General features: G+C 44.9%; 11 protein-coding genes. 9 read left to right on the top strand and 2 right to left on the bottom strand.

The genetic code is table 11. From position 1 onward, the window contains the following. Window positions 1–29 precede the first annotated feature (29 nt). The 5 genes from yidC (at window position 30) to htpG (ending at window position 7,328) form a co-directional block, all read left to right on the top strand. Window positions 30–1,874 carry a membrane protein insertase YidC gene (yidC, locus tag IEY13_RS19100; protein WP_188955190.1) on the top strand — a complete coding sequence of 615 codons (1,845 nt, stop codon included), beginning with the start codon at window positions 30–32 and terminating at the stop codon, window positions 1,872–1,874. 98 nt (window positions 1,875–1,972) lie between these two features. Further along, a complete protein-coding gene (locus IEY13_RS19095) occupies window positions 1,973–3,883 on the top strand; it encodes a sensor histidine kinase (protein WP_188955188.1) in 1,911 nt (636 codons plus the stop codon). Next, complete coding sequence (locus tag IEY13_RS19090; protein ID WP_188955186.1) at window positions 3,855–4,487, top strand: response regulator; 633 nt, start codon at window positions 3,855–3,857, stop codon at window positions 4,485–4,487. Before IEY13_RS19095 ends, IEY13_RS19090 begins: the two co-directional genes overlap by 29 nt. A 228-nt stretch (window positions 4,488–4,715) precedes the next feature. After that, window positions 4,716–5,138, top strand: a complete 423-nt coding sequence (locus IEY13_RS19085; protein WP_188955184.1) for a hypothetical protein — start codon at window positions 4,716–4,718, stop codon at window positions 5,136–5,138. A 336-nt stretch (window positions 5,139–5,474) separates the two neighbouring features. Beyond that, window positions 5,475–7,328 carry a molecular chaperone HtpG gene (gene htpG / locus IEY13_RS19080; RefSeq protein WP_188955182.1) on the top strand — a complete coding sequence of 618 codons (1,854 nt, stop codon included), beginning with the start codon at window positions 5,475–5,477 and terminating at the stop codon, window positions 7,326–7,328. Window positions 7,329–7,439: 111 nt separating this feature from the next. On the opposite strand, the gene recJ is transcribed toward htpG, so the two are convergent. Together recJ and IEY13_RS19070 are read right to left on the bottom strand one after the other, a co-directional pair. Continuing rightward, window positions 7,440–9,146, bottom strand: coding sequence for a single-stranded-DNA-specific exonuclease RecJ (gene recJ, locus IEY13_RS19075; protein ID WP_188955180.1), 1,707 nt, complete (start codon window positions 9,144–9,146; stop codon window positions 7,440–7,442). Between the two features lie 50 nt (window positions 9,147–9,196). Next, window positions 9,197–10,159, bottom strand: a complete 963-nt coding sequence (locus tag IEY13_RS19070; protein WP_188955178.1) for a polyprenyl synthetase family protein — start codon at window positions 10,157–10,159, stop codon at window positions 9,197–9,199. Window positions 10,160–10,356: 197 nt separating this feature from the next. Between IEY13_RS19070 and IEY13_RS19065 the strand changes: the two genes are divergently transcribed. The 4 genes from IEY13_RS19065 (at window position 10,357) to IEY13_RS19050 (ending at window position 16,588) form a co-directional block, all read left to right on the top strand. After that, window positions 10,357–11,946 (top strand): OmpA family protein, encoded by a 1,590-nt coding sequence (locus IEY13_RS19065; protein WP_188955176.1) that lies wholly within the window; start codon window positions 10,357–10,359, stop codon window positions 11,944–11,946. Window positions 11,947–12,181: 235 nt separating this feature from the next. After that, window positions 12,182–12,670, top strand: a complete 489-nt coding sequence (locus IEY13_RS19060) for a LytR/AlgR family response regulator transcription factor (protein WP_188955174.1) — start codon at window positions 12,182–12,184, stop codon at window positions 12,668–12,670. Window positions 12,671–12,772: 102 nt separating this feature from the next. Next, entirely contained in the window at window positions 12,773–13,321 is a 549-nt protein-coding gene (locus IEY13_RS19055) for a T9SS type A sorting domain-containing protein (protein WP_188955172.1), read from the top strand. A 33-nt stretch (window positions 13,322–13,354) separates the two neighbouring features. Continuing rightward, window positions 13,355–16,588 (top strand): collagen-like protein, encoded by a 3,234-nt coding sequence (locus IEY13_RS19050; RefSeq protein WP_188955170.1) that lies wholly within the window; start codon window positions 13,355–13,357, stop codon window positions 16,586–16,588. Window position 16,589 lies beyond the last annotated feature (1 nt).

Genomic DNA, 16,589 nt, shown 5'->3' with positions numbered 1-16,589 from the left:
CCTTTGCCGCTCAATTTTTATAGTCATATATGAAGACGGATAAGAATACGGTCATTGGGTTTGTATTATTGGGTATTCTGTTTTTTGGTTTTTTCTGGTACACGAACAAACAACAGAAGCTGATTGCAGAACAGCAGCAGCGGGAGAAAGATTCTACTGCCCTGGTGGAGAAATCCAAAATCCCTGCTATTGATACTGCGTTAGCCAGAGCACAGGCAGCCGCACAGGATTCTGCCGCAAGAGCAAACAAAGCAGGTACCTTTTTAGGTGCTGCTAACGGTACTGAACAACTGACAGTGGTGGAGAACCAGGTAATGAAAATTACTTTCTCTAATAAAGGTGGTTCCGTTAAGCAGGTACAACTGAAAAATTACGCTTCTTACGATAAAAAGCCCGTGGTATTAAATGGTGGTGCTAACGATGAGTTAACCTACCCCATCAACACAGCGCCCGGACAAATTGCAGATGTAACGGACTTATATTTTACCCCCTCTCAGGTAGTAAAAAATGCAGATGGCAGCCAAACCATCAGCTTTACCCTGGCGGCTAACGGCCAGTCTGTTACCCATGCCTATTTGGTAAAGGCTAACGATTACATGATTGACTGGAACGTGGGGTTTGTGGGTGCAGACAAACTGCTTACCAACAATACCATGGGTATCCGCTGGTATGTTTCTCCTGAAAGACATGAAGGCTCACTGGAATATGAAAGACAACAGAGCAATGTATGTTTTTCTGAGGATAACAGCTTCGACTATATGTCTGCCAAAAACGAAAGAACTTTTGAAAAGCCTGTTCAATGGGTAGGTGCAGTTCAGCAGTTCTTCAACACAACCCTGGTAGCTAAAAACGGCTTTGCCAGTGGTGGTTCTGTTAAGTGGAACCGTAAAACAGATTCCTCTGCCGTGTTGGGTAACGTAGTGGCAACCTTCCAGTACAAAGGTACGCCGGCAGCTAATTTCAATGCGCCTTTCCAACTGTTCTTCGGACCTAACGAATACAAGGTGCTGAAAAATGAAGCGCCTGAAATGGATAAGATTGTGAACCTGGGCCGCGACGTATATTCTTTTGTACGTCCTATTAACAAGTTCATCATCATGCCGGTGTTTAACTTCTTCGCCAGCCTGGTAAGCAATTACGGTTGGGTAATTCTGTTCCTGACGCTGTTTATCCGTCTCGTTACTTCACCTTTAACGTACACCAGCTACCTCAGCGGTGCTAAAATGAAAGTACTGCGTCCTGAGCTGGATGAACTGAAGAAGAAACTGAACGGCGATCAGCAGGCTTTTGCCATGGAGCAGATGAAACTGTTCAGAGAAGCAGGTGTAAACCCAGTAGGTGGTTGTATTCCCGCGCTGTTACAGATTCCGATCTTCTTTGCATTGTATAGCTTCTTTAACTCTAACATCGCACTGCGTGGGCAAGGGTTTTTGTGGAGTGATGACTTATCCGCTTATGACACTATCGTTCATTTCCCTTTCAATATCTGGGGCCTGGGCGATCACCTGAGCTTGTTTACCATTACAGCGGTATTAACCAGCTTCCTTATTTCTATTTACAATATGAGCATGACACCTACGCAGGATAACCCTGCCATGAAGTACATGCCTTACATATTCCCTTTCATCCTGTTCTTCGTGTTTAACAAACTGCCTTCGGCACTGACCTGGTACTACACAGTATCTAACCTCATTACCCTGGCAATGCAGTTTGTAATTCAGCATTACATTATAGACCATGCGAAAATTCTGGCTAAAATGGATGCCAACCGTAAGAAGCCTAAAACACAGAGCAAGTGGCAGGAAAAGTATTCTGCGGTAATGGAGCAGCAGAAAAAAATACAGGATATGAAAAATAAGAACCAGAAGAAATAAATAAAAAGGCCCTTCAGCAATGAAGGGCTTTTTTATGTAGCAAGGGGAGAGGGAGCAGCTAAACTATCGGAGCTGCCCGCATTTGCCAATACCTAATTATGAGTATTTTTGGTGCCATAGGTATGCGCACCCTTTATACTGCCACCATATTACTACTGCTTTTGCTACAGGTGTTTACCCTGCGTGCACAAAACTCTGTTCCGCAATCTAACGCGGTGTTTTATGTATGGGAAGATACCAGCCGTACCTTTCAGCCTGCGGACGTGTTGCTCCAATACTGGCAAGGGGCTTTCCGGCAAATGGATAATCTGTTTCTGAACCCCGGTTTTACCGGTTCCGTATTCTGGATTGCAGTTGCTGCTGATACGCTGAATGAAGAGGAAGTATTACTGGTAAATAACGCTGCCATCAATTATCTGGAATGGTATCGGGTAACACCGAAGGGCAGCATTGATTCCCTCGCGTTTACCGGCGATGGTTACGTGTTTCATCAACGCCCCATATTATATAACTATTCTGCGCTGCCGTTACAACCTCGTGCTCCATTATACCTGCTGAAGATTGATAAGCATTTTGAATCGCTACAGGCACCTTTGCAACTGGTAACCCGCAGCCAGCTGGCAGCCACCATTGCGCAGGAATCGCTGGTGAATGGTTTGTTGTCGGGCGTTGCGCTGCTGATGGTGCTGTTTGGATGTTTTCTTTTTGTAACCACTAAAGATCAGCTGTATATCTGGTACGCCCTGTATGTATTTTGCCTTTCTATGTGGATATGGTCTGACAAAGGGCTGGGCTTTCAGTACCTATGGCCATCATCGTCTTATTTTCCCAGCCGGTCCCGCCCGTTTTTTCTGGGTGCCACCATGTTGGTGTCCATACAGTTTCTGCAATTGTTTATAGGGCAGGGAAAGGATAGCTGGTGTTACCGCCCCATGAAAGTGGTGCAGGTTTGTTGTATACTGATGCTGGTGCTGGTGTTATGGCCATTTGATTATACCCGCGCAGGAGCGTTTATGCTGGTGTTCCTTCGGTTTATCACTTTATTGTCGGTGGTATACTCCGTACTATATTTTGCCAGTCTGATAGAGAAAATACGCAAGGGCAGCAGGCTGGCCAAAGTATATTTTCTGGCTACCATAGTGCTGTTTGCTTTTTCATTTGCTGAGAGCCTTTCCCATTTTGGCCACCCCCTGTTTACACCTTTTCCGGGCCGTTATGGTATGTTTACCGGTGTGGTACTGGAAGCGATGATTATAATGTTTGGTATGGCTGAACGTTTTAACCGTTACCGCAGAGAGCGGGAGGACCTGCTGGCAGAGAAAAGTGAAGAACAAAAACGCCTTACCGATACCATTGTTTCTGTACAGGAGAATGAACGGAAAGCAGTGGCCGATCAGTTGCATGATGAAGTAGGTTCCCTGCTGTCGCTGGCCTCCCTGAATCTGGATGCTGCCCGCGAAAAGCAGGGCTGGGAAAGTATGGCCAAAATGGAGCAGGCCGGTGAAGTATTGCAGATGGTAAGTCACTCCATCCGTAGCATCAGTCACCAGCTATCCCCCCTGGCTATAGAGCAATACGGGTTTCGCCGTGCGGTAGAAAACCTCGTGGGCATGGCCAATCAGTCCGGCAAAATTCAGGTAGAGCTGGTGCTGATAGGGTTTGAACAGAACAGCAATATATCCGTCAACTTCAGAAACACCTTATACCGTTTAGTGCAGGAATTGCTGCAGAACATACTTAAACATGCGAAGGCGGTTCATGTACTGGTGCAACTGATTGAGCACGAAGATAGTATTGGCATTATGGTAGAAGATGATGGTGCCGGCATGAAGCCAGACAGTAACGGTACGTTTTTTTTACGCAGTGTACAGAGTAAAGTGGATTACCTGGAAGGGCAGATGGTAATAGAGTCTGCCGAAGGCCGGGGAACCATGGTGAACATAGAAATACCTTATACCCTTACCAAACCAACAGATAACTATGCCTTACCGCCTGATTATAGCCGATGACCATCAGTTACTGATAGATGGACTCTCCGCTGTATTAAATACCAATACAGAGTGGGAGTTGCTGCCTGCGGTAAACAATGGACGGGAACTGTTGTATGTACTGGAACGCGAACAGGTAGATCTGGTACTACTGGATTTGAACATGCCACAGCTGGATGGCGTAAAGGCCCTTTCTATTATTAAGCGCAACTATCCTAAAATAAAGGTGCTGGTACTTACCAACTACGGCCAGCCACAACTACAGGCCGAAATACGCAAAGCCGGTGCAGAAGGGTATCTGCTAAAAAATTCCCCCGCTGCCTTGCTGCGTGAAGTAATTCAACTGATTTTAGAAGGTGGTATGCATTATTCAGAGGCAGAGGAAACACCTGCGGAAGAAAACACCTGGTTTCTGGACGATTTTATGAAGCGTTACCAGCTTACACGCCGGGAGGTGGAGATTATTAAGATGATAGGTCAGGAGTTAACCAGTAAAGAGATTAGTGATCGTTTATATATAAGTGAATTCACCGTTTCTACCCACCGGAAGAACATTCTGCGCAAGCTAAACCTGAAAAACACAGCCGGAGTGGTGAATTTTGCCCGTGAGAACAGCCTTATCTGAGAAATTATTTTTCTTTCAATAATAATTGGATGTCGTAATAACTTTGCTTACAAGGTGTTGGTATACATGTTGTTGTGTGTTTGTTTGGCACATTTGCGATAATAAAAGTGGTCTAAACATGGTTTGCACTACCCTTTTTCTCCTTCTACATTTGTACTGTGATAATAAGGTAATCACAAGGTTATTCTGAAACGTTTGTTCGCCAGTGGTAACATCAAAAATTAAATTATGAAAGGTTTAAATGTTCGTTCCGCTGTTGCAAAATTCTCTTTTACCGCTTTAGTTATTGCTGTAATGGCAGTTAGCGCTCAGGCCGCTGAGAAAAATGAAAAAAAGGAAACACTGGTTTCTGCTAAACAGGTTTCTGTACAATACGCAGGTTACAACGACAACAGTGTTGTTTTCCGCGTAAAATTCGACAACCCTACTGCACAGAAGTTCAGCCTCATTATCAAAAACGATGCGGGTGATGTACTGTTCCAGGGCCGTTACAACGACTCTACTTTCAACAAGGCCATCCACATTCTGAAAGAAGAGTCAGAAATGAACCCCACTTTTATCATTCGTGTTGGTAATCAGAAGATTGAACAAACTTTCTCTGTAACCAGCAACACCGATGTGGTACAAGACGTGGTGGTTACCAAACAATAATAAGGTTAGGTTAGTATAGTGTTTTTAAGTGCAAAGAAGCTGCAGAATATTCATTCTGCAGCTTCTTTGCTTTAGACAGGTGATAGCGGGATGTGTCATTTTTGCATTGCGCGCCCATATAAGGCAGTTTGTGGCATTGCGGGGCTTATAATAGTTGAAAACCTGTATAAATGCCCTTTTATAGGTAGCTGTAAAGTAGTTTGTATACTACCGGTTCAGTACAGGTTCATACATAAAGCGTTCAAACCGGGCAGCGGTAAATTGTCAACCCGTCAAATTGGCGTTTTTATATTACTGGTACTTTGTTTGAACAAATGAACCAAAAAGTATTTGAATATGCAAAAAGGACAAATTCGTGTTCAGACGGAGAATATTTTCCCGATCATTAAAAAGTTCCTTTACAGCGACCATGAAATTTTTCTGCGTGAATTGGTGAGTAACGCCATTGATGCTACCCAGAAACTGAAAACCCTGTCTTCCATTGGTGAGGCTAAAGGTGATTTAAACGACCTGCGCATTGATGTGGTGTTGAATGTGGAAGAGAAAACCCTGAGCATTATTGATAAAGGGGTAGGTATGACTGCCGAAGAGGTAGACAAATATCTGAACCAACTGGCTTTTTCTGGTGCAGAAGAATTTTTAAGCAAGTACAAAGACGCTAATATTATAGGTCACTTTGGTTTAGGTTTCTACAGTGCCTTTATGGTGAGCGACAAGGTGGAAGTATTTACCAAAAGCTTCCGCGAAGGTGCTACCGGTGTATACTGGAGCTGTGATGGCAGCCCTGAGTTTGAACTGAACGAGATTGAAAAAGAAGAGCGTGGTACACGCATTGTATTACATATTAACGAAGACAGCGCTGAATTTTTAGACGGTTACCGTATCCGCGGTATTCTGGAGAAATTCTGCCGTTTCCTGCCCGTGCCTATTTTCTTCTCCGAAGAAGGAGTAAAAGAAGAGGAAAAGGATAAAGAACTGGAAGAAAAGCCTATCAACAATCCCAATCCAATCTGGGTAAGAAAGCCTTCTGAGTTAACTACAGAGGACTACCAGAATTTTTATAAAGAGCTGTATCCTATGGGCGAAACTCCGCTGTTCTGGATACACCTGAACGTAGATTTTCCGTTCAACCTTACTGGTATTCTGTATTTTCCTAAAATTAAACAGAGCTACGAAATACAGAAGGATAAAATTCAGCTGTACAGCAACCAGGTATTTGTAACCGATGAGGTAAAAGATATTGTACCTGAGTTTCTGATGCTGCTGCATGGTGTAATTGACAGCCCGGATATTCCGCTGAACGTAAGCCGCAGCTACCTGCAGGGCGATCCGAACGTGAAGAAGATTAACGCGCACATTACCAAAAAGGTGGCTGACAAGCTGGACGAAATGTTCCGCAATGAAAGAAACTCTTTTGAAGAGAAGTGGGACAGCCTGGGCCTGTTTGTGAAGTACGGTATGATGACCGACGACAAATTCCTGGACAAAGGCAATAAGTTTCTGTTACTGCAGGATACTGCTGACAAGAAATTTTATACGCTGGAAGAATATAAAACCGCAGTAGAAGCTGTCCAGAAAAACAAAGACGGTAAAACCGTAATTATTTATACTACCGATCCGGTACAGCAGGATGGTTATATTAAAGCTGCACAAGGGAAAGACTATAAGGTAGTTAAACTGGAAACACTGATTGATAATGCTTTTATCAACCAGATGGAAATGAAATGGGACAGCGTGCACTTTGTGCGTGTAGACTCTGATATTGCCGATAACCTGGTAGATGTACAGGAGCACAGCAACAGTGTTCTGTCTGGCGAAGAGGAAGAAAAGCTTAAAGGCTTATTCGGCTTCCAGGTACCTGACCTGACTTTAAAAGTAGAAGTAAAAGGTCTGAGTGCTGACTCCGCGCCGGTAATAGCTACCCGCCCGGAATTCATGCGCCGCATGAAAGACATGGCCGGCATGGGCGGCGGTGGTATGAGCGCCTTTTATGCCAATATGCCGGATGAGGTAACCCTTACTGTAAACGGTAACCACAAAGTATATCAGACTTTATTAAAAGAAGTAGATACACAAAAGCAGGAAAATCAGATCCGTAACCTGGCAGATCTCGCCTTACTTTCTCAGGGATTACTGAAAGGTGCAAGCCTTACAGAATTCATTAACAGAAGTGTGGCTTTGTTGAGCTAGTTCGTATTATGACGATATAAGAAGAAGAGGGTGTATCAAAGTTTGATACACCCTCTTTTCGTTTGACTAGCTAATGGAATCAGTTGTCGGCTGACGCGGTTCTTATTGCCCTTAAGCCTGCTGCTCTGAAAGGCGAAAATCAATCACCTTCATTTGTAGGTATTTCTCCCCATTCCACTCATTCATATCCAGTGTGTATACAATATCAACCGGATGATTCATTTGCAGCAAAGGAAACAGATGCGCCATGTTAAAGCCAATACCCGATAGCGGTACTATTCCTTGTTTAACCACAAATCGTATATGTAAATCCTTTACTATTTTGGAAGCACCGGTGTCTTTTACATAACGGCTTACAAAAACAGGCCGCATATTGGCCGGGCCAAACGGCTCCATTTGTGTAAGGATATTATAGAAAGTAGGAGTGAACTCATGAAAGCTTACTTCTGCATCTATAATAATTTCCGGAACCAATGATGCCTCAGTGATGGTGGCTGCTACTACTTCTTCAAATTTCTGGCTGAAGGCTTCTACCTGGTCGGGTAGTAAGGTCATCCCGGCAGCGGCAAAGTGTCCACCGTAACCCACCAGATGTTCGCGGCAGGCGTGAATGGCCTCGTATAAATTAAAGCCGGTTACGCTACGGGCACTGCCTGCCACAATATCTCCACTTTTAGTAAGCACCACTGTTGGGCGGTAGAACGAATCGATAAGGCGGGAAGCCACAATACCCACTACACCTTTATGCCAGTGTTCCTGAAACAATACGGTGGTTCTGCGTTGCGGGTGCCGTTCATCTGTACGGATCATATGCAGCGCTTCTTCTGTAATAGAAAGGTCTGCTTCTTTCCGGTCGGTGTTATCACTGTGTAGTAACTGTGCTATCTGCAGCGCTTTGGAAAGATCTTCTTCCACAAACAGCTGAACTGCTTTACGGGCGTCGTCCATTCTGCCCGCAGCATTAATGCGTGGTGCAATTACAAATATGAGGTTACCTATATTAACTTCGGAAGTAATGCCTCCGGTTTGTATCAATGCTTTAATACCCGAACATGGTTTGGTGTTAATCTGCTGTAACCCCAGATAGGCCAATGTTCGGTTCTCACCGTTCAGAGGTACAATATCCGCAGCAATAGCAGTAGCTACGAGATCCAGATATATCAAATAAGAGGAGGGGGGGAGATTTCTGCTTTGACTAATAGCCTGCATTAACTTGAAACCAACGCCACATCCACAAAGTTCTTTGTAAGGATAGGGGCAATCTTCCTGTTTGGGATTTAAAATGGCATGCGCAGGTGGCAGTATATTATCTGGCAGATGGTGATCGCACACAATAAAATCAATACCATAATCGAGTGCCTGTTGAATCAGATCTACAGATTTGATTCCACAGTCAAGCGATATAACCAGTGAAAAGTAGTTGTCCCGGGCATATTTAATACCCTCCGGAGAAATACCGTAACCCTCTCTGTAGCGGTGAGGAATATAGAAGTCGATAAGTGGATGGAGTGCTTTTAAAAAGCGGAACATACAGGCTACAGACGTAGTGCCGTCTACATCGTAATCGCCAAAAACCAGTATCCTTTCGTTGTTTTCAATGGCCAGGTTAATGCGGTCAACCGCTTTCTGCATATCCTTCATCAGAAAAGGATTGTGCAAATGGTCCAGTGAAGGTCTGAAAAAGTGTTTCGCCTCGTCAAAAGTAGTATAGCCTCTCTGCACAAGAATGCTGCAAATGGTAGCATTTACGCCCAGCGCCTTTTGAAGGCTCTGGGTTTGCAGGGGAGAGGTAGGTAATATATTCCAGCGTTTTTGCATGAACAGGGATAAGTGAGCTCGTCAAAATGTCATTAATAACAATCCACAGATTAGTATTCCCTGTCGGTGGTGTAGCGTACCAGTTGTTCCAGGGCCTGCCTGACTTCTCCATCGTCAAATTCATGCAGAATGGCCAGCGCCTCATCCCGGAAGGATAGCATTTTTTTAGTAGCATAAGTAATACCGCCTGCGTCATTTACCGCGTCAATCACAAATTTCACTTTGTCTTTCCGGGTGTTTTCGTTCTTCACAATGTAAATCAGCTTTCTTCTCAGTGCTGCATCACAATTGTTAAGTGTGTATATAAGTGGGAGAGTGAGCTTTTTCTCTTTAATATCATTTCCGGTGGGTTTGCCTACATTGGCGCTGCCGTAGTCGAAAAGATCGTCTTTTACCTGAAAAGCCATACCCACCTTTTCGCCGAATTGCTGCATTTTAGCCACAGCAGCCGGGTCGCTAAAAGTGGTACTTGCGCCGGCGGCACAGGCGGAAGACAGGAGGGAGGCGGTTTTACCTTTAATAATATCGTAATAAATGCTTTCTTCCAGGTTCAGGTTGCGGGCTTTTTCTATCTGTAGCAATTCGCCTTCGCTCATTTCCTTTACTGCACGGGAGAGGATCTGTAGTGCCTGAAAATCACCATTATCCAGGGACAGCAGCAGTCCTTTGGATAGTAAATAGTCGCCCACAAGAACCGCTATTTTGTTTTTCCATAGTGCATTGATGGAGAAAAATCCCCTCCTTTCAAGAGAATCGTCAACTACATCGTCATGCACCAGGGTAGCAGTGTGTAATAATTCCACCAGCGAAGCTGCGCGGTAAGTTGCATCAGTAACGGGGCCGCCCAGGCGTGCACTGAGGAATACAAACATCGGACGCATTTGTTTACCCTTACGCTTAACTATATATCCCATAATCCTGTCTAACAAGGCTACACGGCTTTTAACGGCCTCTCTGAAATGCGCCTCAAACAGTTCCAGTTCTGCTGATATTACCCGGCGTGCTGCTTCCATTTTCTAAACTTGACTGCAATATAACCACATAAAATTAAATGTTAAAAGCAACATTGGCACTGCAATTGCTGTCTGATTAACAACTTAGTATGGCAAATTAAGCGTTAAAAATTTGGTTTTGTTGACTCAATAGTTAACTTTGCCGTGCCAAGTTTTATTTAGGGTTCAATGTTTTAAACAAAAATTAAATTATACCTATGGCAAGCAAAAAGTACACAGCGATACTAGGCCTTTTAGGTCTGGTACAGTCGGCCACGTTTGCACAAAAAAATGACGCCAACGCAGATTGGTGGAAAGATTCTTCGAAGGTAGCTACAAAGCGCCTGCCTCAGTACAATGAGTTCGCAAATAACCAGTACCCTTATCCCGCGAAGCCGCGCGATATGTGGGAATTAGGTTTCCATGGCGGTTACTCAACGATTATTAGTGATATCGATTCAAGACCAGGTTTCGGTGGTGGTCTGTCTCTGAGAAAGTCTTTAGGACATATCTTCTCAGTGAGAGCAGATTATACCGGTTCTTTCAGTTATGGTCTGGACTATCGTACACGTATTTCTGATGGTACAGGTCCTTGGGGTGCTGCTGGTACCCGTTATGTAGCTAACTACAAAAATGCTACTCACCAGGGTAACATTGATGTGATTGCATCTCTGAACACTTTAAGTCACTACAGAGGCAATCCTAAAACTAACATCTATACCTTCTTAGGTTATGGGTTAGTGTTAACTGATATTGACGTTGATAACAGCCTGCAAGGTGCTAACCTGAATGGTGTTAACTTCAACACCAAGAGAAAAGACATTAAAGATCAGCTGAAAAGCAAAATGAATGATTATAATGTTAACGCTCCTGCTACAAACGGTAACCGTGAGCCTATCGGTCGTATGGATGATAACAAGCTGATTCGTCATGCTGTTAGCTTCGGTGCCGGTATCGCTTTCAAATTAAGTTCACGCCTGTCTTTAGGCATCGAAGAGAGACTGACTCTGCCTTTCTCTGATGATCTGGACGGTGTAAACGCTGGTAAGTCTAACGACTTCTACAGCTACACTTCTATCCGTGGTGGTCTGGCTCTTGGAAACTCTTCAAAAAGAGTTGCTCCATTATGGTGGATCAACCCCAACAACTTTATCTACAATGAGCTGAACAATCCTAAGCACATGAAGTTACCTCCACCGGTACTGCCTGATGCTGATGGTGATGGTATTACCGATCAGTTCGATCTGGAGCCTAACACTCCTGCTGGTGCACCAGTTGACGCCCGTGGTCGTGCTTTAGATACAGATGGTGACGGTGTTCCTGACTACAAAGACAAGGAATTACTGACCGCTCAAAAATGTTTCCCTGTTAACGCTGATGGCGTAGGTAACTGCCCAGAGCCTGAGTGCTGTAAAGAGCTGCGTGATAAAATGGCAAACTGGACACCTCAAAATGCCTGTGCTATTACTAACCTGCCTAGCGTACAGTTTAAATCAGGTTCAGTAAAAATCAGCAAAGACGCTGAGTCAATTCTGGCTAGCATTGCTGAGAAACTGAACGCTAATCCTACATGTAAAGTTAAAATCATCGGTTACGGTGCTTCTGACAAACGTGCACAGCAATTAAGCTGGGATCGCGTAAATGCAGTTGAGAAATATCTGGTTGAAAAACAAGGTATCTCTGAAAGCCGTCTGATCTTCACTTATGGTCAGGATGGTGATTCTAACACTGTAGACTTCCAGGGTACAACAGAAGAAGGTCCTAACTCAGTACCTGCTCCTCACCCAAACTTAAAAAAGACTAAATAAGTTTGTGATACTTTTTGCCCTATAAAACCCTCCGTTCGCGGAGGGTTTTTTTTGTTTGTTTTTCTTTTTGTACCTTACCTTCAGCCTTTAGCGATTTATCGCTAGTGTCTTTTCTGGCACAGGGCATACACTTTGATCCTTAGATATTTCGGTTTTACATTATGAGAATAACCCAAAAAGGGGATATGCCACCATGTTATAACTGGATATATTTAAGCGCTTAAAACCTATAGCCATGATTAAAGTGATTATTGCCGACGAAAACAGTGGGGATATTGACGGCATAGTTGAAAAACTCACGGGTTTTATACCCGGAGTTGAGATTGTAGTAAACAACCGTACCTCCCCCGAATTAACTGCTCCTAAAAATCAGTCAGAAACTATCATGTTGCAGTCTGCACGTGAGGTTCATTTTATTCCTGTTTCCCAGATTGTAAGAGTAGCCGGTGAAAACAATTACAGCGTATTTACACTGGTGAATAAACAGAAAATTACCGTAGCAAAAACTTTACGGGAATATGAAACACTACTAACTCCGCACCAGTTTTACAGAATTCACAAATCGCATATTATAAACCTTAGGCACCTGTTAAAGGTGAATAAGGGAGATGAGTTTTTTGTACAAATGGCAGATGGAGCTATACTGGAAGTTGCTGCACGCCGTAAGGGCGACTTTCTGAAGTGTATGTATGAGCGTTGTAGTAATTATACGTTGCCTATGTAAAATAGTACGTATTCTAAATAGAATGCTACGTTGCCTAAAGTGCAGAAATCAGCGGAAGAGAGGAGGCTAGCTTTGTTATTCTGAAACAAAAAGGCTAAGCTTATGCGTAAAAATTTACTTCAACACCCCTCTCCATTATTATTTCCGGTTACTGTGCTTTTTGCCGGTGTTTGTTATGGGCAAAGCATTGAGCGCTCCCTGGTAGGATCGGGAGGCAAGCTATCTGTTAAAGGAAATATTGAACTGAATTATTCTGTAGGCGAAATGGCGGTAGCAACCCTGCAGAGTTCAGGAAACGGTACTGCCTTCGTATGTACAGAAGGCTTTCAGCAAAAACAAATTACCGATGTAAAAGAGGTGAATATCAGAACTGCCTGGTATAGTCGTCTTCGGGTGGAAGCCTATCCTAACCCGGTGCGGAATATGTTGACTGTGTATGTGTACGATGACAACTTTGATGAGTATCGTGTGGACTTATACGATGCATCAGAGCGTTTACTGCAGCAGTATACATTAAACAGAAACAAGCTGGAAATTTCTATGCAGCAATACCCTGCCGGCTTTTACTGGCTCAAATTCTTCAACACCAGACGTCAGAAAGACGGTACTTATCAAAACTTCAAGCCTTATAAAATAATCAAGGTTAACTAACCACTCTTTCCTTCATCCTTTAATCTGTTATTTGTGAAAAAAGTAATTTACGCTTTCATAGCATGTCTGTTGCTATGCCTGCAGGCTGTTGTTGCGCAGGTGCCACAGGCCTTTAATTATCAGGGCGTAGCCCGTACTGTTGACGGGAATATTATCGCTCAGAAAAAAATCAGCCTTCGTTTTACAATACATAATATATCAGCCTCTGGCCCAACTGTATACCAGGAAATACATAGTGTTGAAACCAATGCTTTTGGCCATTTTTATGTAATGGTAGGTAAGGGCACAGCATCAGGTTCTGCATTCAATGCGGTTAACTGGGGCAATGGTGAAAAGCATTTACAAACCGAAATTGATATTAATGGCGGTAGCAGCTTTTCTGATATGGGTGCAACACAATTGTTGAGTGTACCTTATGCATTATATGCTGCTTCCGGCACTCCCGGCCCTACAGGACCTAAAGGAGATGCAGGCCCGCAAGGGGCGCCTGGTCCGGTGGGGGCCGTAGGTCCGGTTGGACCAGCAGGCGCTACGGGAGCTAAAGGTGATGCAGGCCCTCAGGGTATACCTGGACCTGTTGGAGCCACAGGGCCTGCAGGAGCAGTGGGACCTGCGGGGCCGATTGGGCCTCAGGGAGTACCAGGTGTACAAGGTTCAGTTGGTCCGGCAGGGCCTGCAGGTGCCATCGGTCCTGTTGGTCCTGTTGGACCTGAGGGGCCGCAAGGGGCAGAAGGACCTGTTGGTGCAGCTGGTCCTCAGGGAGATGCTGGTCCTCAGGGTATACCAGGGGCTGTGGGGGCAAAAGGAGCTACCGGTGCCGCAGGCCCTGCTGGTCCTGTGGGTGCTGCCGGACCTGTTGGTCCTGCTGGCCCCGTTGGTCCGGCGGGTGTGGCTGGTCCTGTTGGCCCTGCCGGTCTTGTAGGTCCCGCTGGTCCCGTAGGGCCTGCCGGGCCTCAGGGGCCTGCTGGTGAAGTAAGCGGTGTGGCAGGTGGAGATCTTTCGGGTAATTTCCCCAATCCTTTAGTTGTCAGGCTTCAGGGAACCCCGGTGATAAATACAGCACCTATAGCTGATCAATACCTGAAATTTGATGGAACATCCTGGGTGCCATCCTCTATAAGTGGTGGCGGCGGCGCGTTAACACTGCCTTTTGTAACCAATGAGAATAACGCTGGTACACTGTTTTCAATAACTAATGCCGGTGACGGAACTTCACTGGAAGGCATTAATAATACTACAACATCCAGTATTGCTGCTGTACGGGGTATTGTAAATTCAACAGCACCCGGCGGTTTTTCTTCTGCTGTGAGAGGTATTAATAACGGTACCGGCGGATTAGGTATTGGTGTATGGGGGTCTCAGGCTGGTTCTGGCTGGGGGGTATATGGTACAACTCCTAACGGACTTGGTGTATATGGTAATGCTACTGCAAATGGTTATGGGGTATATGCCAATAGTAATAGTGGTACAGGATTAAATGCTACATCAGTTAATGGAATAGCTGCCAATATCAGTATCAATAATAATTCAAATAATAATGTTGCCTTAAGTGCCAATACGGTAGGGAATGGCACTGTAGTCAATGTATCAACCACGGGTAATGGTACCGGAGTATTAAGCTCGGCCGGCGCCGGATTTGGTGTACATGGTATAACTTCCCAACAAACATCGGCAGGTGTGGTAGGCGATAACAATGGTGCAGGTGAGGCGATCGTAGGCCGGACTACCAGTGATATAGCAGGCGCGGTCGTGGGCCGTAATGACGGTGGTGGTTATGGGGTACGTGGTTTTGTGGCCACGAGTACTGCAAATACTGGTATTGGTGTTTACGGACAGGTAGGTTTGAACAATAGTACAGGCCGTGCCGGTCGCTTTGAAAATTTCAACTCTGATAATACGGAAGCTAATACACTGGAAGTGCATACCAACGGTAACGGCAATATCCCGGACAACACTTTGGGCAATGCAGCTTCTTTTACAGTCGATAATTCAAATAGCGTGGCGGCAGCTGTACGTGGAGAAGTAAATACCATCTTTGGCAACTTTGGTGCAGCAGCAATCTTCGGTACTTCTTCAGGAACAGGAGGCTTTGCAGGCTTATTTCATGCTTCTAATCCGGCGGGAAACGGTAATGCACTGGTTGCTATTAATGATGGTAATGGTAATGCCATTACTGCCAATTCATCTAAAAATGGCAATGCAGTAGAGGCAAATATTGATGGTGCCGGTACGGCAGTATATGGGTGGGTACCTTCCTTTGCATCAGGCCGTCCTGCGCGTTTTCAGAATTACAATGAAGATAATGAGAGCGATGTGGTATTGGCAAAAACGGTAGGTAATGGTATAGCCGGCAACTTTATAGTGGATAGAGTTACCGGTACTTCTCCCGCTGTAAAAGGAGAGGTAAATTCTCAGTTTGCCAATTTTGGTACAGCAGGTGTATATGGACTTTCATCCGGTACAGGTGGGTATGCCGGATTATTTTATGCTTCCAACGCTGCCGGAAACGGACCCGCATTACTTGCGTTATGTGACGGCAACGGTAATGGTATTACGGCTAATGCAGGTGGCACCGGAGACGGTGTGGAAGCAACCTGTGATGGTAACGGCAATGCCATATTTGGTTGGGTTCCCAACTTTGGTACGGGTAAGGCTGCACGTTTTGCCAACTTCAATACCAGTAATGGTCAACCGGTTATGCATATCACCAATGCAGGTACGGGGAACGGTCTGCTGGTGAATCACACAGGCGCTTCCGGCAGCGTAGCCGTTTTTCAAAGTGCTTCCGGAAATGTAGCCAGAATCAATAAAGCAGGTAGAGGCTTCTTTAACGGAGGTACACAAAACAGCGGCGCAGACGTGGCGGAAGTATTTGACGTAACCGGAAATATTACTGCTTACGAACCGGGTGATGTACTGGTTATAGCTGTATCCGGCGATAGAACTGTAGAAAAATCCGCGGAAGCATATTCTACATTGGTTGCCGGCGTATATGCTACTAAGCCTGGTGTTTTACTTACGGAAGAGGATATCGATGCTGATATTTCCGGCAAAGTGCCAATGGGGGTAATTGGTGTTATTCCTACCAAGGTGTGTAATGAAAACGGTGCGATTAAGCGCGGCGATATGCTTGTAACAGCTTCCCGCGCGGGATATGCGATGAAGGCCGACATAAGTAAAGTGCATACGGGACAGGTGCTTGGTAAGGCACTGGAAAACTTTGATGGAGAAACCGGTAAGATTAAGGTACTGGTAAGCGTAAAATAAT

Origin of the sequence: Filimonas zeae (assembly GCF_014641615.1) — a bacterium.
GTDB classification, from domain to species: domain Bacteria; phylum Bacteroidota; class Bacteroidia; order Chitinophagales; family Chitinophagaceae; genus Filimonas; species Filimonas zeae.
The sequence above is the reverse complement of the archived record's forward strand: the minus strand, read 5'-3'. Positions and strand labels throughout refer to the sequence as shown.

Bases quoted from the DNA above. Each gene is read 5' to 3' on its own strand.
- IEY13_RS19060 (WP_188955174.1), top strand. From the start codon at position 12,182: ATGATTAAAGTGATTATTGCCGACGAAAACAGTGGGGATATTGACGGC.
- recJ (WP_188955180.1), bottom strand. From the start codon at position 9,146: ATGCAAAAACGCTGGAATATATTACCTACCTCTCCCCTGCAAACCCAG.
- htpG (WP_188955182.1), top strand. From the start codon at position 5,475: ATGCAAAAAGGACAAATTCGTGTTCAGACGGAGAATATTTTCCCGATC.
- IEY13_RS19090 (WP_188955186.1), top strand. From the start codon at position 3,855: ATGCCTTACCGCCTGATTATAGCCGATGACCATCAGTTACTGATAGAT.
- IEY13_RS19065 (WP_188955176.1), top strand. From the start codon at position 10,357: ATGGCAAGCAAAAAGTACACAGCGATACTAGGCCTTTTAGGTCTGGTA.
- IEY13_RS19055 (WP_188955172.1), top strand. From the start codon at position 12,773: ATGCGTAAAAATTTACTTCAACACCCCTCTCCATTATTATTTCCGGTT.
- IEY13_RS19095 (WP_188955188.1), top strand. From the start codon at position 1,973: ATGAGTATTTTTGGTGCCATAGGTATGCGCACCCTTTATACTGCCACC.
- IEY13_RS19085 (WP_188955184.1), top strand. From the start codon at position 4,716: ATGAAAGGTTTAAATGTTCGTTCCGCTGTTGCAAAATTCTCTTTTACC.
- IEY13_RS19070 (WP_188955178.1), bottom strand. From the start codon at position 10,159: ATGGAAGCAGCACGCCGGGTAATATCAGCAGAACTGGAACTGTTTGAG.
- yidC (WP_188955190.1), top strand. From the start codon at position 30: ATGAAGACGGATAAGAATACGGTCATTGGGTTTGTATTATTGGGTATT.